General features: G+C 43.2%; 14 protein-coding genes and 1 pseudogene. 12 read left to right on the top strand and 3 right to left on the bottom strand.

From position 1 onward, the window contains the following. Positions 1-119 precede the first annotated feature (119 nt). On the top strand, positions 120-1,541 hold the full coding sequence (locus NSTC731_RS27995; RefSeq protein WP_445627814.1) for a peptidoglycan-binding protein: 1,422 nt from the start codon (positions 120-122) through the stop codon (positions 1,539-1,541). Between the two features lie 11 nt (positions 1,542-1,552). On the opposite strand, the gene sbcC is transcribed toward NSTC731_RS27995, so the two are convergent. Beyond that, positions 1,553-4,579 (bottom strand): exonuclease subunit SbcC, encoded by a 3,027-nt coding sequence (gene sbcC / locus NSTC731_RS27990; protein ID WP_445627813.1) that lies wholly within the window; start codon positions 4,577-4,579, stop codon positions 1,553-1,555. A 374-nt stretch (positions 4,580-4,953) separates the two neighbouring features. Between sbcC and NSTC731_RS27985 the strand changes: the two genes are divergently transcribed. The 7 genes and pseudogenes from NSTC731_RS27985 to NSTC731_RS27955 all read left to right on the top strand — a co-directional run bounded on the left by NSTC731_RS27985 (position 4,954) and on the right by NSTC731_RS27955 (position 14,886). Further along, positions 4,954-5,361, top strand: coding sequence for a hypothetical protein (locus NSTC731_RS27985; RefSeq protein ID WP_445627812.1), 408 nt, complete (start codon positions 4,954-4,956; stop codon positions 5,359-5,361). Positions 5,362-5,667: 306 nt separating this feature from the next. Continuing rightward, positions 5,668-8,913, top strand: coding sequence for a tetratricopeptide repeat protein (locus tag NSTC731_RS27980; RefSeq protein WP_445627811.1), 3,246 nt, complete (start codon positions 5,668-5,670; stop codon positions 8,911-8,913). A gap of 39 nt (positions 8,914-8,952) precedes the next feature. After that, complete coding sequence (locus tag NSTC731_RS27975) at positions 8,953-9,231, top strand: hypothetical protein (RefSeq protein ID WP_445627810.1); 279 nt, start codon at positions 8,953-8,955, stop codon at positions 9,229-9,231. Between the two features lie 2 nt (positions 9,232-9,233). Further along, the gene (locus NSTC731_RS27970; RefSeq protein WP_445627809.1) at positions 9,234-9,683 is read left to right on the top strand and encodes an HNH endonuclease; all 450 of its coding nucleotides are present in this window, start codon (positions 9,234-9,236) and stop codon (positions 9,681-9,683) included. Between the two features lie 419 nt (positions 9,684-10,102). Next, entirely contained in the window at positions 10,103-10,816 is a 714-nt protein-coding gene (locus NSTC731_RS27965; protein WP_445627808.1) for a conjugal transfer protein TrbI, read from the top strand. A 1,639-nt stretch (positions 10,817-12,455) separates the two neighbouring features. Next, positions 12,456-13,085 (top strand): annotated as a pseudogene (locus tag NSTC731_RS27960) (S-layer homology domain-containing protein); the annotation flags it as partial. Positions 13,086-13,644: 559 nt separating this feature from the next. Continuing rightward, complete coding sequence (locus NSTC731_RS27955; RefSeq protein ID WP_445627807.1) at positions 13,645-14,886, top strand: S-layer homology domain-containing protein; 1,242 nt, start codon at positions 13,645-13,647, stop codon at positions 14,884-14,886. Positions 14,887-15,204: 318 nt separating this feature from the next. Here the strand turns inward: NSTC731_RS27955 and NSTC731_RS27950 are convergent, their stop codons facing one another. Further along, complete coding sequence (locus NSTC731_RS27950) at positions 15,205-16,140, bottom strand: AraC family transcriptional regulator (RefSeq protein WP_445627806.1); 936 nt, start codon at positions 16,138-16,140, stop codon at positions 15,205-15,207. A 278-nt stretch (positions 16,141-16,418) separates the two neighbouring features. Here NSTC731_RS27950 and NSTC731_RS27945 point away from each other — a divergent pair, with 278 nt between their 5' ends. The 3 genes from NSTC731_RS27945 to NSTC731_RS27935 all read left to right on the top strand — a co-directional run bounded on the left by NSTC731_RS27945 (position 16,419) and on the right by NSTC731_RS27935 (position 19,229). After that, entirely contained in the window at positions 16,419-17,384 is a 966-nt protein-coding gene (locus NSTC731_RS27945) for a quinone oxidoreductase family protein (RefSeq protein ID WP_445627805.1), read from the top strand. Positions 17,385-17,391: 7 nt separating this feature from the next. Next, positions 17,392-18,216: an SDR family oxidoreductase gene (locus NSTC731_RS27940; RefSeq protein ID WP_445627804.1), complete on the top strand. Its 825-nt coding sequence runs from the start codon at positions 17,392-17,394 to the stop codon at positions 18,214-18,216. A 125-nt stretch (positions 18,217-18,341) separates the two neighbouring features. Beyond that, positions 18,342-19,229, top strand: a complete 888-nt coding sequence (locus tag NSTC731_RS27935) for an aldo/keto reductase family oxidoreductase (protein ID WP_445627803.1) — start codon at positions 18,342-18,344, stop codon at positions 19,227-19,229. A gap of 39 nt (positions 19,230-19,268) precedes the next feature. On the opposite strand, the gene NSTC731_RS27930 is transcribed toward NSTC731_RS27935, so the two are convergent. After that, positions 19,269-20,624: a GAF domain-containing sensor histidine kinase gene (locus NSTC731_RS27930; protein ID WP_445627802.1), complete on the bottom strand. Its 1,356-nt coding sequence runs from the start codon at positions 20,622-20,624 to the stop codon at positions 19,269-19,271. A gap of 287 nt (positions 20,625-20,911) precedes the next feature. On the opposite strand from NSTC731_RS27930, the gene NSTC731_RS27925 reads away from it, so the two are divergent. Next, positions 20,912-21,229: a DUF3155 domain-containing protein gene (locus tag NSTC731_RS27925; protein ID WP_041566316.1), complete on the top strand. Its 318-nt coding sequence runs from the start codon at positions 20,912-20,914 to the stop codon at positions 21,227-21,229. Positions 21,230-21,310 lie beyond the last annotated feature (81 nt).

Below are 21,310 nucleotides of genomic sequence, written 5' to 3'. Positions count from 1 at the left end.
TCCCTTGTCCCCTTGTCCCCCACTCCTCAGGACACTTACTTGTAAAGAATCATACGAAAAGTAATTCTTACATCTAGTAAGTGGTATACTTTTTTATATTTATTAACTTAAAAAAGCAAGTGAAAACAGGGGTAGCTAGCCATTTAATCAAGCTTGCCTCAGTCTACGAGGCATCCGAAAGCATCAAGGTTGTTCCTATCGTAGTTAATTTTAAATTTTTAAATTGGAAAAAGTTATCGACTTTTGGTGCAATGCGTTTTTTATCAGTGGCTCTGATTACGGGGCTTCTGAGTATTGCTGGAGAAGTTTTAGCACTTCAAAAAATAGGAAGTAATGGGCCTGAAGTTAGCAGTAGCCAGAGATGTTTAAAAAAGTTAGGCTATTTTAACGGCCCAATGACAGGTAAGTTTGCTAGCTTGACTCAAAATGCTGTAATCAAATTCCAGCGAGCCAATAGAATATCGGCTGATGGAGTTGTAGGTGTTAGCACTCAACGAGCCTTGCAACGAGCGTGTCAAAGTAGAATTTCTAATAGAAATATCGGTGGCGCATCACGTTCGCCAGTTGGTCAATATCCTACTCTTTCTCAAGGCAAAACTGGTGCAGCCGTCACAAGATTACAACAGCGTCTACGGCAGTTAGGCTACTTTAATACTAATCCCACTGGGAATTTTGGACGAATTACTAAAGATGCTGTAATTGCATTCCAGCGAAGTTATCGCATAACTGCTAACGGGATTGTGAATCGACAAACTTGGAACGCACTAATGGGTACTTCTGTGACTCCAGGAAGATCGAGTCTTTCCACTCAACAAGTCAAAGAACTGCAAGTGCGTTTGCGGCAGCTAGGTTATTTAAATGCTGATGCCACTGGGAATGTTGGCCCAATGACTAGAGAAGCTGTAATTGCATTCCAACGAAATAATGGATTACCTGTTGATGGCATTGCTAATGCCCAAGTTCTGGACTCAGTGCGTAGAGTCTCTACAGGTAGCATTCAACAACCAGGTAGAAATTATCTCACTGTAGGCGATCGCGGAGAAAATGTCAGATTAGTTCAAGAGCGTTTGGCGCAGTTGGGTTTCTCTAATACTAATCCTGATGGACTTTTCAACGATTACACTAGACAATCTGTGATTGCATTCCAGCAATATTCTCGAATTAGTTCTACTGGAAATGTAGATTGGCAAACTTGGGAAGCATTGGGGTTAAATGGTTCAACTGGGGGCAATTATACTGAGAATAATAACTATGTATTAGCTAACACTAATCCCTATGCATTACCTCCTGCCAATGACAATGTAGTACCTGTTACCAATGGCAACACATTAGTTGCTAATAATCCTTACAGAGTAATAATTCCAATTTCCAGTAATGATACTCTGAGTAAAGTACAACAATATATACCCAATGCTGTCGCGGAGCAATCCAATTTAGGGGATTATGTGAATGCTGGAGCATTTAGCGATCGCGCCCAAGCAGAAACACTAACGAAAAAGCTCCGCTCATTAGGTTTGGATGCGCGGGTAAAATACAATTAACTAATTCGTAATTAAATTGACAAACTCAACTGAGAACCTTCTTGAGTTTTATTCACTTCAATCCTGGCTTGGAAGGCTTCTTTGAGGTGGGGCATGTGGGTGACAGTGAGAATGCAGGCAAAATCGGAGGCGATCGCATTAATTGCGGCAATCAAGCGATCGCATCCTTCGGCATCTTGTGTACCAAAACCTTCATCTACAATCAACAATTGCAACGCCGCCCCTGCCCGTTGCGCTAATAATTTCGCTAAAGCCAAACGGATGGCAAAGTTAATTCTAAAGGCTTCCCCACCTGAGTAAGTTTCATAAGCTCGTGTTCCTCTAGAATCGGCGATTAAAATATCTAAGGTGTCTATCAGTTTGGCATTTTTCTTGGTTGATTTAGCACTACGCCCAGCTTTTTGTGTAATAAATTGTACATGAAACTGATTGCCACTCAGCCGCGAAAGTAGTTGATTTGTCTCGGCTTCCAGTTGCGGCAACACGTTCTCAATCATCAATGCTTGGATACCATTTTTACCAAAAGCTTGCGCTAATTCCTGATAAACCCGATATTCCCGCTTGCAAGATTGTAATTGCTGCTGCTGTTCTTCATATTGAATTTGCAGCATTTCCAGTTGATGCGCCAACTGTTCTAAACGCCCCAATTTGGCTATTTGCTCATCGAGTTGCCGTCTGCGGATTGCTAACTGCTGTTCTAAAGCTTGAATTTGGGCAGATGGATTAGCTGTTGCTTGTAGTTGCCCAATAATACTTTCGATTTGGCCGCCGAGTTTTTGGCGCTCCGTTACTCTGGCGCTTCTAGACTCCTCTAACTCTTGCAATCTCGTCTGGAGTTGCGGATACTGTTGCTGGGCTGATAGCAGGTGTTGATATCGCAAATGCCAAGATTGAGCTTTTTTTGCAGCCAGACGCAGATTGTTGTGCTGCTCGGAACTGTAGCCAATTTCAGTAATGTGACGCTCAAGAACTGCGATTTGTTTAGCACATTCAGAATCAATCTGATCTTGCTGGATTCTGGCTTGTAATTGGGCAATTTGGGATTGTAGTTCTGGTTTTCGGGCTAATAGTTGCGCTTGTCGTTTAGTTGCATCTTTTATTTGCCCTTGTTTAATTTCTGCCCATCGCCAGCGCTCAACTTCACTTCGGGCGAGGGCGTGGTCTTGCTCATTATAATTAACTTGTTGCAGATATTGGTCTAGCTGTCGGAGTTCGGCTTGTTTATCGGGAGCGTAATCACCAGCTTGGAGCGATCGCTCTAAATGCTGTTTTTCAGCAGCAATTTGTTGTAACTGTTGTTGCACATCAGTTGTCGCTTCTAACTGGGCTGCTAACTGTCCCCGTTGTTCCCGTAAACCATCGTAACTCGCCAATTGTTGGGATATATCCCGATATTCCTGCCTGAGTGTCTGAATTTCTTTGTCAGACACAGCTAATTGTTCCCGCACTACCCAAAACTGCCCTTGAGTATCCTCTAACTCACTTTGGGTTTTTTCCACTACCCGACTCCAATGATGTTCGTCTAAAGGACGCTCGCATAATGGACAAAGTGCTTCAGGATTTTGCAGCATTTGCAATTTCTGCTCTAATTCTCCCAGCAGTTTTTCATAATCCCGTTGGTGAGCTTGCAAACGTTCGATAAAATGCCGCCTTTCTTGCCCTTTTTCTTGGACTCGTTGCAGATAAACCCGCTTTTTCTCCAGTTCCTCAATCTGAATTGCCACATCCATCACCGCTTGTTGCAGTTGCGGTTGGCGACTGTGCTGGCGTTGTAATTGGTTCTCAGTGCTTTGGAGTTGTTCGAGTCGCGCTACTAAACCAGCATGAGTGCGATCAAGTTGACTTTGTAAAGTTGCTCGTTGTTGCAATAAGGGAGTCACTTGCATTTGCAATTCATCTAAACGAGCAATATGGTGACGAGCTGCGGCTAGTTGTGACAAAGCGGCTTCTACTTCACCCGATTTAGTTAAAGTTTGTTGAATATCTCGCTCTTGTTGCTGCAAAGCTTCTAGCTGCGCTTGGGCTTGTTGCAGTTGCCGTTCGATTTCGTGAATTTGTTTAGTAAGCTGTTGTTGCTTTTGTTGGCGATTTTGTTGAGCGCGGGTATGTTCTTCAAATTTGACAGCAAAAGCTTCTTCTTGAGATTGGAGACTTTGATATTGGGCGTATCCAGCTTTAATTTCAGCTTCTTGGTGTAATATTTTTTCTAAATCTGCTAGCTGAGAGCCAATAGCTGATTGTTCTTGTTGGAGGCGATCGCAATCTTGGGTAAGATTTTGGTATTGCTGCTTTATAAAGCTGAGTTGTTGTTCCCAATTTTGGCGCTGGTGCTGGACAACTTGCAAACTTTGTAATTGAATATTATCAAAAGCTTGCACCTGTTGCAGTTGGTTGAGTTCGGCTTCTAACTCCACTCTTTGCGCTTGGGTGATCTGGCGTTGTTGCAGCTGAATTTTTATCGACTCCAAAGAACGCTCTAACTCTACTGCCTGGGCTTTGAACTGACGAGAAGATTCCTTTGCTCGTTCTTCCAAATCATCGTACTGATTGAGTTTCAACAACTCCGCTAAAATTTCTTTACGTTCTGTGGGACGCTTGAGCATGAATTCATCTGCACGACCTTGACGCAAGTAGGCAGAATTAATAAATGTATCATAATCAAGCTTGATGTGTTCTAAAATCAAATCTTGGGTTGCTCTTACCCCTTTGCAAGTGAGCGAGCGAAACCCAGATGGTATTTCTATTTGAAATTCGAGGACGCTAGTACCTCCGCGAATTCGGGTACGAATCACCCGATATTTTTGCTGGTTACTTTTGAAAGTAAAATCAACCCGAACTTCTTTTGCACCAGAATAGATGACATCATCTTCAGCAGTGGCGCGGCTTTCACCCCAAATTGCCCAAGTGATTGCTTCTAAAAGAGAAGATTTACCCGCACCATTGGAACCACAAATACAAGCCGTATGCAAACCACCAAAATCTAAAGTTGCATCACGGTAACTGAGGAAGTTTTTGAGGATAAGTTGTACTGGGATCATTCACGCTATAGCGCCACATCTACTTTTAATTATTAACAGTACAGATGCACTGTTTGTTAGTTTAGCTATCTAAATATCAGGTTTCTAGTCTTGAAGACATCAATTTTACAAAAATTTACAATTTTTTGAGTCAATTTTTCTTGTTGCATGAAAAAGTTTTGCTGTCTTCGGAGAAAAATGAAACTTCTGTACGGGTTTCTTGTTATTTCCGCCTCTTATCTGAGAGAAAAACATTCATAGAAGAGTGGTTACAACAATTGAGATGATTGGGCTAAATTTCGCGTCAAGGTAAAAGAATCAAGGTGATAGGGGAAAAAGCGTTAATATACTCAGTAAAAATGTATGTACATTTCTGAGATAGACATCATAAACCAATGGATATAGCTCTACTCGTTAAATTTCTCGCTCCCTGTCTGCCATTTCTGTTAAATGTGGGTAATAAAGCTGTAGAAGGGGCATCTCAGAAAGTAGGTGAGGATGTTTGGAATAAAGCCAAAGCTATTTGGGCTAAGTTACATCCCAAAGTAGAGGCGAAAGAAGCAGCGAAGGAAGCAGCTACGGATGTGGCGCAAAAGCCAGAAGATGAAGATTTACAAGCAAGTTTGCGAGTGCAACTTAAGAAAATTTTAGAAGCGGATACAGCACTTGCAGATGAAATAGCTAAGATTTGGCAAACATCGACTGACAAACCCGGAGACAATATTCAGGTCAGTGCTAATGCTTACGACCAAAGTACGGTGAAGCAAGTTGGGAAGATTGACGCAAACCAAGTAAGTTTTTAATTGAATAGGGTGGATAGAGTACTGCCCACGCTAAAAATTTTGATGTTTCGAGTTCTGAACAGGAACGGCCGAGTTCTAAACAGGAACGGCCGGGTTCTAAACAGGAACGACCGAGTTCTGAACAGGAACGGTCGAGTTCTAAACAGAAACGGTCTAGTTCTAAACAGGAACGGTCTAGTTCTGAACAGAAACGGCCGAGTTCTGAACAGAAACGGCCGAGTTCTAAACAGGAACGGCCGAGTTCTGAACAGGAACGACCGAGTTCACAGCCACAATATCAAGCAAAATTTCTACCTACTCTAAGCAATGGTAGAGGAACCCAACGCCAGTAACCCGAACAACATTGAAATGAATGCCACTGCCCACGGTGACAGTAAAGTGACTATGGTAGGGCAGTTAAATGCAGCAGAAGTCAAATTTATTGTTGACGATATACAACCAATACTAGAGCGATTGCAACAAATCTCTCCACCAGAATCGCTGGGGGTTCTCAAAGCAGGGAATCCCGGTAAAAGTTTGGCTTACTGGCAAGGAAGAACAGCAGAAATCGCCCAAATACAGCAATGGTTAAGTGATGAAAATACCTTTTTAATTGGTATAGAAGGCATCGGTGGCACAGGTAAATCGATGCTGGCTACGAAAATTTATGATGAAATTGAGGGTTTCCCCAAGAGATTTTGGGCTGATGTCAGTAATGGGGCAGGTTTTAGCGATTTAGCCCGCCAAGTCCTCAGTGAATTTGGCTTTCCGATTCCAGAACAAGAAGCGCAGTTAGTAGAGGCGCTAGTTGGATGTTTACGTTCTGGGCAATTTTTACTGATCGTTGACAACCTGGAGAGTTTATTACAACCTGATAGACAGTGGGGAAGTCTATTTTACGGCGACTTTTTCCAAGCATGGGTGGAACATGGCGGTAATAGTAAGGTAATAGTCACCACCAGGGAAAGACCAGAATTAAAAGGCTTTGAGTGGCTAACCCTGAAAGGTTTGCAAGTCACAGAAGGGATAGCACTGTTAACTGTATTAGGCATTCGGGGAGATTTAACGCAGTTTGTGGAATTAGTAGATGGGCATCCTTTACTGTTGAGATTGGTAGCAGACTTATTAAAAGCAGAATATTCACAAGACCCGGACTTAAGTGGGTTAGCAGATTTAGGCTTAGGGAATTTGCGGCAATTGTTGACAGATTCGCAAGTAGTAGGTATCCATCATCGGGAAAATGTGGGGATGGTGTTGGTGTTGGATGCCAGTTTTAATCGGTTGAATGAGTTACAAAAGGCGTTATTGCTGAATATTAGTGTTTATCGTGGTGCGATTGACAGTGCAGCAGCAGTGGCTATGTTGCCGGGAAGTTCAGCACCAGAGATTGAGGGAGAATTGAGGAATCTGGTTAAGCGTTCTTTGTTGGTAGAAAAGCTTAATGGTAAGCGGCGATTTGATTTTCAGCCCCTGATTTTGGAATATGTGCGGTATCAGGCTGGCGATCGGAGTGAGGCGCATCAAAAAGCCATAGATTATTATCGCTCAATTGCTAAACAACCGCCTTGGAAAACAAAAGGTGATGTTAAAGAATACTTGGAAATCTTCGATCACTTTTATCAGTTGCAAGATTATAACTCTGCCTTTGATAGTATTTGGATTTGCAATGATTTTTTAACCTTGCGGGGTTATTATGCAGACCAAGTAGAATTATATGGGCAATTGGTAAGTAAATGGCAAGAAATTGGCACTAGAGAAAACTGGAATTATCAGGCTGCTCTCATTTTATTAGGCAATGCTTACAATTCCCTGGGACAGTACCAACGGGCGATTGAGTTCCACCAGCAGTCTTTGGAAATATCTAGGGACATCGGCGATCGCAATGGCGAAGGTAATTCCTTGGGCAATTTGGGCAATGCTTACAACTCCCTGGGACAGTACCAACGGGCGATTGAGTTCTACCAGCAGTCTTTGGAAATATCTAGGGACATCGGCGATCGCAATGGCGAGGGTAATTCCTTGGGCAATTTGGGCAATGCTTACAATTCCCTGGGACAGTACCAACGGGCGATTGAGTTCCACCAGCAGTCTTTGGAAATCAAAAGGGACATCGGCGATCGCAATGGCGAAGGTAAATCCTTAAACAATTTGGGCAATGCTTACAACTCCTTGGGACAGTACCAACGGGCGATTGAGTTCTTGCAGCAGTCTTTAGAAATATCTAGGGAGATAGGCGATCGCAATGGCGAAGGTAATTCCTTAATCGGTTTGGGCAATGCTCACTACTCCCTGGGACAGTACCAACGGGCGATTGAGTTCTTGCAGCAGTCTTTGGAAATATCTAGGGAGATAGGCGATCGCAATGGTGAAGGTCATTCCTTAAACAATTTGGGCAATGCTCACTACTCCCTGGGACAGTACCAACGGGCGATTGAGTTCTTGCAGCAGTCTTTAGAAATATCTAAGGAGATAGGCGATCGCAATGGTGAAGGTAATTCCTTGGGCAATTTGGGCTATGCTTACAACTACCTGGGACAGTACCAACGGGCGATTGAGTTCTTGCAGCAGTCTTTGGAAATATTTAGGGAGATCGGCGATCGCAATGGCGAAGGTAATTCCTTGGGCAATTTGGGCTATGCTTACAACTACCTGGGACAGTACCAACGGGCGATTGAGTTCTTGCAGCAGTCTTTGGAAATATTTAGGGAGATCGGCGATCGCAATGGCGAAGGTAATTCCTTAATCGGTTTGGGCAATGCTTACAACTACCTGGGACAGTACCAACGGGCGATTGAGTTCCACCAGCAGTCTTTAGAAATATCTAAGGAGATAGGCGATCGCAATGGCGAAGGTAATTCCTTGGGCAATTTGGGCTATGCTTACAACTACCTGGGACAGTACCAACGGGCGATTGAGTTCTTGCAGCAGTCTTTGGAAATATTTAGGGAGATCGGCGATCGCAATGGCGAAGGTAATTCCTTAATCGGTTTGGGCAATGCTTACAACTCCCTGGGACAGTACCAACGGGCGATTGAGTTCTTGCAGCAGTCTTTGGAAATATTTAGGGAGATCGGCGATCGCAATTCTGAAGGCTTATCTTTAATGAATTTGGGTAATGCTTACAACTTTTTGGGGCAGTACCAACAGGCGATTGAGTTCTTGCAGCAGTCTTTGGAAATCGCTAGGGAAATTGGCGATCGCAATGGCGAAGGTAATTCCTTAAACAATTTGGGCAATGCTTACCGTTCCCTGGGACAGTACCAACAGGCGATTGAGTTCTTGCAGCAGTCTTTGGAAATATCTAGGGAGATAGGCGATATTCGAGGGGAAGCGATCGCATGGTTTAATTTAGGTCTGTCATTAGAAAACCTCAATCGGGAATCAGACGCGCTGGGTGCTTATCGCAATGCCCGTGAACTATATCAAGCAATGGGACTCGATACTAATGTGCAAGATTGCAACAACGCAATTGAGCGTCTTTCTCAACCAAAAATGCCAGTAGTTTCTCGCCGTGGCTTTTGGGCGTGGTTGCGTCGGTTGTGGCGTTGGTTTTGCTCTTGGTTCCGGCGATAAAATAGCTATAATCACTCACAAGATTTCATAAAATTAACTATGACAACTCCATTGCTACCAACCCTTCAAAATCTACCCGCTACCTTATCTTTAGAAGGTGCAATCAGCATTGAGTTGCAAGAGGGAATACCCATATTTAGAGCTTCTAGCATTGTCCAGAATCGCATTGCAGCTTTACTAGCTAAACAACAAATTTCTCCACTCAACTCCGAAGAAGAACAAGAGCTAGATAGCTACGAAGAAATTGACGATTACCTAAGTTTTCTCAATCGTCTAGCTAGAAATATTTTACAAAACCCCAATAATCAGACCGTGTAAAAGTGGCTAGTCGTAAAATTCCTAATGCAATTCAGCAACAAGTACGTCAGCGAGCCTCTGAATTGTGTGAATATTGCCACGCTTCAGAAAAGTGGCAGTATGTATTATTCACAGTAGATCATGTTATTCCCTTAAGTCAAAATGGCAAAGATACTATAGATAATTTGGCTTTAGCTTGTTTCCATTGTAACCGCAAAAAATCAGCTAAAACCACAGCCGTAGATCCTGAATCTGGTTTAGAGGTTACTTTATTTAATCCCAGAGAAAGTCTCTGGAGTGAACATTTTATTTGGTCTGCTGATAAACTTAAAATTAATGGGTTAACACAAACTGGTCAAGCAACAATAGCTGCGCTAAATTTAAATCGAGAAAGAATTGTAAATATTCGTGCTGCTGACAAAGTAGTTAACCGTCATCCTCCACCAGAAGATCCTATCGAAGATATGAGTTAATTGATAAACATCAAGTAAGTAATGAGATGTGTATAGTGAATTATTCGTTAAACAAAGGAAAATACTTCACAAATATTAGCAAATAAATCTAGAATGGAAGTAAGAGTTCACAGTCAACCCATTCGCCTCTATTCAATAGCTTAGATATGTGGACGTGAGTAATAAAACAGCATTTTGGAACAAAATGATACTCATTTACGTCCTGCAAACCTTTCATCTTTAATTTTAGTAACGCACATTAGCAGAATACAAATTTCTGAGAAGCGATGTCTATGACGGTTTACGTCTGTGCGATCGCAAAAACTTCCCATCAGAATAAGTACTTGTATACGCCTACAGACAGGTTCCAAAACAGTCAGAAACAAACTCAGTGAATCCTCGTCATTAAATACATCACATACACAAAGGACAACCCTCTTATGACTCGCATACATCAATGGAAATCTGGTACTGCTGCACTTATGGCAATGGCCGTTACTACAACCGTCATTAGTCCCCTATTGAGCTTGGCTCCTGCTAATGCACAATATAGAATTAACCAAGACAGAATTGGGCAATACGGAAACGTTACTATTCCTTCTGGAGTTAACCTTCCTGTAACCTACGAAAAAGAGACAATTACTATTGCTCCAGGAGAAAGTAAATCTCTAACCTTGAGAATTGCCAATGACATTATCGATAGAAATAGAAATGTCTTAATTCCTGCTGGTACTAAAATAAATGGACGGCTAGAACCTGTTGATTTAGATGGTTATTCCAGAGATAGAAATGATAACCAAGGAAAAGGCGTAAGGTTTGTCGCTCAAGAATTAGAATTTTCTAATGGCCAACGTCAGTCAATTAACGCAAGTTCTCGGACATACACCACAACTCAAAGAGTTAAACAGGGGCCCAACACCAGTCAGGTTTTAACTGACGCAGCTATTGGTGGGGGTGCTGGTGTTTTAGGTTCACTAATTACTGGTAATCGCAGAATTGACGATTTAAAACCTGTTCTCGGTGCGGCTGCAGGTGCGGGTGCGAGTGTGCTTTTGCGGAACAAAGAAAGAGATGCTTTTGTCCTCAGACCTGAACAGGATTTAAGGCTCACACTGAATTCTAACTTGAATTTAGTACCACAATCCCGCTACTAAATTTACTTCATTCAAGTTGTGAATTTAATTATCCCTTATATGCGATCGCCACTTTAACTATGTGCGATCGCCTTTATTTTTAACCCTAAAAAATTCTCTTGAACAGCAACTATTTCACCTCTGCATCGTCTCGATAGATATCGATATTTATTGTAATACTTATTTAAAAATTAGCTTTATTGTATTCTGTATCTAAAAGAGTATTCAAAATTATGGAATATCCTGATACTTTTATTAAGTAGTAGCGATCGAGGAGCTTTTTCTTATGGTAATTCAAGGTTTAAATTTAGGCACATATCTTGCAATTCCCGTAGTATTAAGTCTTTTGGTTCCGGGAGACAATATAAAAGTATCTTTAGTTGAAAACGCCAGTCAGGTATCCACTAACAAGGAAGTTAGTCTATCTAGCGGTGAGCTAATCAGCGCTAATTCAACACCGAAAACATACTATGTTAGTGGTAGTGGAAACGACAATAATAGCGGACTTTCTACTTCATCTGCCTTTAAAACAATTCAAAAGGCAGCAGACCTTACGAACCCTGGCGATACAGTATTGATAATGAACGGAGTATACACAAATACAGGCAAAGCTGGGAGTGTAGTAAATATTATACGTTCTGGAACTGCAAATGCATGGATTAGGTATAAAGCATATCCTGGGCATTTCCCAAAAATTCAGCACAATACATGGAATGGTATCACGATTTCAAATAAAGCTTCGTATATCGAGATCAACGGGTTAGAGGTTATGGGAAACAATCCCAATATAACCCTTGATTATGCGATGAGTCAGAAGACTAACAAACAAAACCCACTGACGAATGGAAACTGTATCAACATTGATGGTCGAACGAATGGTCATGTTCATCACATCCGTATTTTGAACAACAAAGTGCATGACTGTGGAGGAGCAGGTATTTCAGCAATTCAAGCAGACTATGTGACAATAGATAATAATGTGGTATTTAATAATGCCTGGTACAGCGTTTATGGTTGCAGTGGCATTTCGATGTTGAATAATTGGAATTCTGATAACAACCAGGGATACAAGATGTTTGTTACCAACAACAAGACCTACAACAATCGTATGTACATCCCTTGGATTGCAGTTGGAAAGATCACAGACGGTAATGGCATTATTATCGATAGTACAAGAAATCAAGACAATTCAAAATTGGGCGCATATAAAGGACGTACTTTAGTTAAAAACAATCTTACATTTAATAATGGTGGTTCAGGGATTCATGCATTTTTTAGCGACCATGTTGATATTGTAAATAACACAGCTTTTTTAAATAATCAGAGTCCAGAAATTAATGGAGGGCAAATATTTGCTCATACCTCATCCGATGTCAGAATTCTCAGGAACATTCTCTATGCTTTTCCTGACAAAAATATTAATAACAACACTAAAAACAAAAACGTTGTTTATGATTATAATATCTATCTCAATAGCACTAAGATAACTGCTAAGGGGCCTCACGATATTGTTGCAGACTCAGAGTTTTTAAGTAAGCATCCCACTCTCGAAAAAATCTCTGACAATTTGAAATCAGAGTTAGAGAAACAAAATCCGTCAACGCGGACTGTTATACAGGCTAATTCGGCAGGTTTTGTTTGCGATCCAGTGAATTATCCTTTGCAAGGCAATCAGATCGTAGTGGGATGCTCCTCGCTATCTTCAACTCAAACTGCTTTTTCTGATGTTTCATCTAACTATTGGGCGGCACAATTTATTCAACAATTGTCTCAGCAAGGTGTAATTGCTGGATTTCCTGATGGTAGCTTCCGCCCTGAAGAACCGGTGACACGCGCTCAATTTGCCGCGATGATCGACAAAGCTTTCCCAAAAGCCCAGCAACGGCAGGCAATCAATTTTACTGATGTACCTAGCAACTATTGGGCATCTAGTGCGATTGGGCAAGCTTATACTATTGGTTTCTTATCTGGTTATCCTGGAAATCGCTTTGAGCCTAATCAAGCTATTCCCCGCGAGCAGGTTTTGGTTTCCCTCGCTAACGGTCTGAAATATAGTCCCAGTGGCAATGCCGAAAGCACTCTGAAATACTTCAACGATGCCTCTAACATCGCTAACTATGCCCGTAGCCCGATCGCCGCAGCAGCCCAAAAGCAAATTGTGGTGAACTATCCGAACGTGAAATCCCTGAATCCAACTGCAACCGCCACTCGCGCCCAGGTAGCAGCTTTTATCTACCAAGCATTGGTTAGTTCTAATCAAGCCCCAGCAATTAACTCGCCTTATGTTGTGTTAAGAGTCAGCAATTAACTTCGGATCTACTACTTCAACACCTGTATCAGTCACAATTAGAATCTGTTGATTTAGATAGTTATTTAATAGGCGATCGCTACTTTAACTAGAGTGTGCGATCGCCTTCACTTTTAACTATAAAATTGTGTATTTAACAGCAACTATTATTTCTCTAGATCGTCTCACTCCGTATCTATATTTTTGGAAATCTGCTAATAGAGAATAGTGTGATGATATTACTTCTATTAACATGAGTTCGACGGCTCTAAAAATCCCATTTACATTCCCCTCTCTCACTCTTCGAGAGGCTTTGAAACCCTAATTTTTTCGTTGTCAACTAAGAATATTTCTGCCCCTCTCCGTCTCGGAGAGGGGTTGGGGAGAGGTTCATCGAACTCACGTTCTATTAGCTAGTTCGTTTGGCATAGATGTTTTAATGATGACTGCATGACTAAAGTAATGGTTTTGACAAAAAGCAGAAAAATTAGGAACCTTGTACTTTAGTAAATGTCTAACTAATTAACAGTAAAAAAAATAATAGAACTGGAGCAAAAAAATAATGTTTAACTTAAATCGTTGGCAATCTAGAACAGCTGCATTCATGGCTTTAAGCGTCACAGTCGGTACTGTAGCGCCTTTCATTACAGCTTCACCATCTTTAGCTCAAACGAGTTTTTCTGATGTTTCATCTAACTATTGGGCAGCACAATTTATTCAACAATTGTCACAGCGAGGTGTAATTGCCGGATTTCCTGATGGTAGTTTCCGCCCAGAAGAACCGGTGACACGCGCTCAATTTGCTGCGATGGTTAACAAAGCTTTCCAAAAAGCACAGCAACGGCCAGCAATCAATTTTGCTGATGTACCCAGCAACTATTGGGCATCCAGTGCAATCCAGCAAGCTTATACCATTGGTTTCTTATCTGGTTATCCCGGTAATCGCTTTGAGCCTAATCAAGCTATTCCCCGCGAACAGGTTTTAGTTTCTCTCGCTAACGGTTTGGAATATACTCCTAGCGGTAATACCGAAAGCACTCTGCAATACTTCAACGATGCCTCTAACATCGCTAGCTATGCCCGTAGCCCGATCGCCGCAGCAACTGAAAGGAAAATTGTGGTGAACTATCCGAATGTGAACTTCCTGAATCCAACTGCAACCGCTACTCGCGCCCAGGTAGCAGCTTTTATCTACCAAGCATTGGTTAGTTCTAATCAAGCCTCAGCAATTAACTCGCCTTATGTTGTGGCTGTCGGATCTACTACCCCAACACCTACATCAGTGACAATTGCTCAAGGGACTACTATTCCTGTGAAGTATGACAAGGCAGAAAAAATTCTCGTTACAAAGGATGAAACATCGCCTTTGACATTGACAGTATCCCAAAACGTGGTAACGCAAGACGGAGCTGTAGTCATTCCTGCTGGGAGCCAAGTTGTTGGTCAACTCAAACCTGCTACAGGCGGTTCTCAATTCGTTGCCGAGAAACTAGTTTTGACCAATGGTCAAGAGTATCAGCTTAATGCTAGTTCTGACGTGATTACCAAAACTGAAACCGTCAAGAAGGGTACTAGTCTTGGTTCAATTATCAAGGATACTGTATTGGGCGCAGGTGCGGCAACTGCGGTATCTGCTGTCACAGGCGATCGCGCTATTGCCACAGAAGAAGTCTTGGGTGGTGCTGGTATCGGTGCGTTGGTTGGTCTGTTCTTCGGCAAGAATAGTGTTGACTTAATCGCCATTGACCCAAATACTGATTTACAAATGACCATCAATCAAAACTTGTTGGTTTCATTAAGATAGTCATTAGTACATTTAAAGCCGAATTGAAAGAATAGCGTAAGTACTATATATTGTATGTATATAGTACTTACGCTAGTTTTTTTATCAAACTAAAAACTTTTAGAAAATTCCTGAAACTAAATTTAAGTTAAGCAAGTTTTTTATGCCGTTGTTTATTAATTTATGAGAGTGATAATAGCGCTATAGAGGTGAGACAAAACTAATTTTATAGATATTATTAAAAAAATAATTTCAATGATTGGTACTTTTAGTAGACTGAAAAGTTTTGATTGAGGAAAGAATAAAAGTATTACGAATTACGAATTAGTAATTATTCGGTCAAGCCGTTCGTAATCGTTCGATGTCTCGCATCGGTGGCGCACCGAACAGGCGTGAATATTCCCGGCTGAACTGTGAAGGACTTTCGTACCCGACCTGATAAGCAGCAGAGGTTGCATCACAATCTTCCGTCAGCATCAAGCGACGAGCTTCTAACAGTCTTAACTGCTTTTGATATTGAAGTGGACTCATTGAGGTCACTTGTTTGAAGTGCTGATGAAACGATGAAGTAGACATTCTCACCTGCTTTTCTAAGTCCTCGACTCGCATCGGCTGAGTAAACTTAGACTTAATCCGTTTGATCGCTTCAGCAATTCGCTGCATACTGCTGCCAGAGGTAGCAATTTGACGCACAGCTTCACTTTGTTCCCCGATCAGCAGACGGTAGTAGAGTTCCCGAATCATCATCGGTGCCAGCATGGGAATATCCTGTGGCGTATCTAAGAGCTTAGTGAGGCGAAGGGCACAGTCAAGCAACGTGGGATCGGCGTTGCTCACAAATAAGCCTCGGACGGAGTTCTCTTTCTTCGCCGAACTAAAATTCATTTGAGCAGCCATTTCACAAAGTTGCATTGGGTCTAGGGTCAGCTTTAATCCCAAATACGGCCGATCGCTTGTCGCCTCAACAATACACCCACCGATGGGGAGATCGACTGAGACAACAAGACATTGCCCGATCTCATAGGGATACGTTTCCTCTCCCAGCACTATGTTTTTCTTGCCTTGAACGAGAATGGCCAGACGCGGTTCATAATCCTGGTAAATGATGGCAGATGACGCATTCGATCGCGAAAAGCTCAATGATGCGATCGCAGTTGGATAGACAAGGTTGTTATTGGGTTCGGTGTGCCGCGCCACTAATGCCGCCAGCGCTTCGCACCGATCTGCAACTACCTCAGAATTGGGGATAACGAAAGTCATGGTACCTCGACTCATTCAATGCCCTACACGATTATAAAATGTCATCAAGCAATCCATGCTGGAGAATTAGGCAAGGATCGAAGAGTTTTAGGCATTGGAAACGCTGAATCGAATTCGTAGGATGAAAGTATCTCAAGCAAGACCTTAAAGAGTCCGAAGAACGATGCCGCATTTCTTTTCTGAAATTAAAAACTTCTTGGAGGAAATGGCAATCCGTCCAAACAAACTTTGAAAAGTTTTACGCCTTTGAACTCCTCAATAACAACTGAAGCAATAAGCAGGAGAACCTATTTATGCAAAATACTCCGCAACAAATGAAAGCAATGGCTGTGGACGAGTTCGGTCATGCTGACAAGCTGACTTTGCACACCTTACCCGTGCCTATGGTAGATGCAGGCGAAGTTTTGATTCGCATCGAGATCGCCGGAGTTGGCATCTGGGACGCAATGGAGCGTGAAGGCGATCTGGTGTATAACGAAGTCCACTTTCCGCGTGTGCTGGGCGGCGAATGTGCAGGCACGATCGTTGCTATTGGCGACGGCGTTGAGCGTTTTGCTGTTGGCGATCGCGTTTACGCCCAAAGCTTCATGAACGACAAGGGCGGTAGCTATGCTCAGTACGTCGTCGTATCTGAGAAAACGGTCGCGCTGATGCCCGATGGTCTCGATATGCTGATGGCAGGCGGGCTACCCATTGCTGGTATAACAGCGCTAAACAATTTGCAGGCGCTGGGGATAAGCAGCGAAACCAAATTAATGCTATGGGGCGCGAGTGGTGGCGTCGGTCACGTCGCGCTGCAACTGGCTAAACGTATGGGGGCAAACGTTTTCGCGATCGCATCGGGTGCAGACGGTGTAGCTTTGGCTAAACAATTGGGTGCCGATGAAGCAGTAGACGGACACAGCGACGACATTGCCCAACGCGCCCGCACTTTTGCACCCGATGGCTTCGATGCGGCGCTGGTGCTGGTGGGCGGCGATACAGTTCAATCTACGCTGAGTTTAGTGCGTCAGGGTGGGATCGTCTCCTTTCCTAATGGCGTGATGCCCGAACCCAAAGCGCCCGACGGGGTGGAACTCAAGAAGGCAAATGGCTTCGCCGACCCGATATTGTTAGACGAACTTAACCGATTGATCGGTATCGGTGAGTTTCAAGTTCACATCGCGCAGACATTTGCGCTGTCAGAGGCGGCACAAGCGCAGGATGCGATGAAACAGCACTATCTGGGCAAAATCGTGTTGCGTGTGAGCGGCGAATAAGCGCTGATTGAATTTTCAGCTTTTACAACAACTTAACTTTCAACAAATTTTGACATCTTTCCAGGAAAATATACTTATGAATCTCACGGACAACACCATCCTCATTACTGGCGGCACAAGCGGCATCGGTCGTGGGCTTGCTGAGGCTTTCTATCAACGCGGTAATCAAGTTATTATCGCGGGTCGCCGTCAACATCTTCTCGACGAAATCACCGCCGCTCACTCCGGTATGCACGGGATTCAACTTGACGTTCAAGATCCGGCGGACATCGAAGCCTTTGCTTCCCGCATTCGAGAGCAGTTCCCTAAACTCAATGTTCTAATCAACAATGCCGGAATTGGTAAGACGGAAGACCTCACCTCAGATCCGATCGATTTCTCCGTGATGCAGTCTATAATTCAGACTAATGTTGTCGGTGTACTTCACCTGACGGCAGCACTCCTCCCGACTCTCAAACAGCAACCGCATTCAACGATTATCACCACCACCTCTGGCTTGGCTTTCGTTCCCATCAGTCCATATCCGACTTATTGCGCGAGCAAGGCTTTTCTGCACTCTTGGTTGCAGTCGCTCCGCGTTCAACTTCGGGAAACCTCCGTGGAGGTTCTTGAACTTGCCCCACCCTATGTACAGACGGAGTTTGGCGGGGCTAGTCAGGCGACCGATCCTGCTGCAATGCCATTGGCTGACTTTATTGCTGAAGTGATGCAGATTCTCAGCACTCCCAACCCGCCCCACGGTGAAATCCTTGTTAATCGTGTCAAAGCATATCGCTTTGCTGAAAGGAACGGTGAGTATGAGCAAATATTCGCGAGCCGCAACGAACAATGACAAGCGATAGGAATCTATCGATCGCCAGGAGAGGGCTTCGATCGCACGCAGCAACATCAATGAGAAATGGACTCTCAAAATTGCTTTCATTAAATCACTAAAAAATTTTTGGAGAAAGTAGCAATATGTCCGAGCAAACGAACCTTGGCGGCACTTTTACGTTGCCGAACACTTCAATCACAGTGAAGCGCATAGGTTATGGTGCCATGCAACTCGCGGGTCCGAATGTAATGGGTGCGCCGCGAGATGTGGATGCAGCCGTTGCTGTTTTGCGCGAAGCGATCGCCCTTGGCATTAATCATATCGATACCAGCGACTTCTACGGACCTCACATCACGAATCAAATTATCAGACAAGCACTGCATCCCTACCCGGAAGATTTAGCGATCGTCACTAAGGTGGGAGCGCGTCGTCCTGAAGATGGATCGTGGGTTCCCGCGATGTCGCCGCAGGAGCTGACCGAGGCGATTCACGACAACTTGCGTAACCTCGGACTCGATGCGATCGATGTTGTCAATCTCCGCTTGATGGGTAACGTTCACGGGCCATCGGAGGGTTCTCTTGCAGAGCCGCTAACGACCTTAGCCGAACTTAAGGAGCAGGGATTAATTCGTCACCTCGGTTTGAGCAATGTCACACCTACGCAGTTGGCAGAGGCGCAAACGATCGCAGAAATCGTCTGCGTGCAGAATCAGTACAACGTAGCGCACCGGGAAGATGACGCTTTCATTGACGACCTCGCAAAGCAGGGAATTGCTTATGTGCCGTTCTTCCTGCTGGGTGGGTTCAATCCGTTGCAATCATCAGCCCTCGATGCTGTCGCAGCATCACTTGGAGCCACACCGATGCAGGTCGCCTTGGCATGGCTGCTTCAGAGATCGCCGAACATCTTGTTAATTCCCGGAACGTCATCCATTAGTCATCTGCACGAAAACATCAAAGCGGCAGACCTGCAACTTTCACCGCAAACGATCGCACATCTCGACGCGATCGCTACAACTGCGGTTCAGTAAAAACATTAAAGGAAAACGGGATAACTTGTTTTCAATAGACTAATTCTCAACTTCCGGCAACCAAATAATAAATGTAGTTCCCGGCGCATTTGGTGAAGTGAATTTAGAGTTGATTGCAGGGCTGAAAACCTCAATTTCGCCCTGCATTTGCTCTATTAGTTGTTTAGCGATCGCTAACCCCAAACCTGTGCCAGGGATTTCTGTTTGCGCTTGTACACCGCGATAATGCCGTTCTCCAAGATGTTCTAAATCCTGGGGTGGAATGCCGGGCCCGTTATCACTAATAACTATTCCCTGAAAATGAGCTTTTTTTTGCCCTGCTTGAATCAAAATTTTGCCACCACTGGGAGTGTATTTCAAAGCATTATCAATAATATTAGTTAACACCTCTCGTAATGCTTTGACATTAGCACGTACTAGGGATGAATTCTCTTGAATTTCAGTTATTAGTTTTAGCTTTCGCTCTTGGGCGATCGCTTTGGCTGATATTAATAATGGTTCTAATATATCTGCTAGGGAGCAGTCAACTGCTTTATCTCCCGTTCCCGGCAATAATAGCGGCGGTTTAGCGGATTTTTGAATAGTTGCTTCTACAAATACTCCATCTTCCGGTAGATGTAGTGGTGCTAAATCTGCCTCTGTCAAGTCAATTACTTGTTCAAATTGTTGCAGTAATTCTTTAAGGCGATCGCTTTCTCTGACAATACTATTTGCCACATCCCGGTTAGCATCTGCTGGTCGTAGTCGTTTCAATAACAGTTTGCCAAAAGTCCGTAACGCCGTTAATGGGTTACGAAACTGATGCAACAGGTTATCTAGCAAATCCCGCTGTTTTTCTTGAAGAATTTGTTGCTCGCGCAACTGTTGCTCAAACCATGCTCGCCGCTGATCTAAAATACAAGCGATCGCTAATGTTTGGGCTATCCGTTGAATCTGACTTTGTTCGTGTTCATTCCATAGCCGGTCTTTCCTACCTGTCACTAATAACCCCATCATCACACCCTCATAAATCAAAGGTAAAACAATTTGGTTGCCACTAAGTAGGTATTCCTCTTTGAGATCGGGTTGAGACGCATCTGGTATCTCAGACTCTCGTGACGAAGTTGGAGGTTCTGAACCTGCTGTCAATAACCTTCTTTGATGATTGGGTAATATAAATGCATTTCCAACTTGAAGTTGCTTGTATGCCGTCGCTTCAATAGTTTCCTCTCCTGGCAGCAATAATGCTGTTTCCGGGTAAATCACCACAGGAATCAGTTTGGCATCGCCAGAAGGAGTATCTACCAATTCTTGTGTTAAGTACACAATACTTAAAGTTGCTCCTAGCCCTTGGGTTAGTAGCGCTATTTGCTCTCGACACAGAGCAAGAAAATCAGAACTGGCAGACATTAACATTTTTTAGCTTTTGCTCAAGATTATAGATTTTGAGGCATGATGTAAGAGAGGATACTTAATTTTTACCTCACTCATTTCATCAAGCTTAACTAAAATCTTCAAAAGAGATGGTTTGTACTAGGAAATTATATTCTTAGGTAATTTGCTTTTCTCTATGTTTCAAAGATATTAACTTTCTTATATTAAAAGGTTAAAAACTATTGATATTCTAAACTAGAACCTATATAATGACGACGGATTTTGTAGCTATCACTACAATCTATAGCTTGAAAGAGGAGGACAGTATATTGGCAAGGAGACGCAAAAGGAAGAGTCGTCGTCGTCAGGAAGGACGGCGTATTTTGGAACACGTGCCTCAATATAGCATCGAAAGTGGCGAAGAAAAGCCTGTGACAGCAGCAAGAAGATTCATTCAAGCTGAAGGAATTTTGCCACCAGCGTTGCTACTTGTAAAGCGAAATGAACACACTACAGATCGTTATTTCTGGGCAGAAAAGGGACTGTTTGGTGCTCAATACGTAGAGGAAAATCATTTCTTGTTTCCTAGTTTGAGGGTGTTGGAACCTTCACCAGGTCAAGAACCTCTTGCTTTAGCTAGTCGGTGAACCATAGATGGTCATCTTGAGCATTGAATGTGGCTCCTGACTACTATTAACTGGCAAAATTGCTAAGTTTATGCAAAATTT

It is taken from the genome of Nostoc sp. DSM 114167, assembly GCF_052692655.1.
The sequence above is the reverse complement of the archived record's forward strand: the minus strand, read 5'-3'. Positions and strand labels throughout refer to the sequence as shown.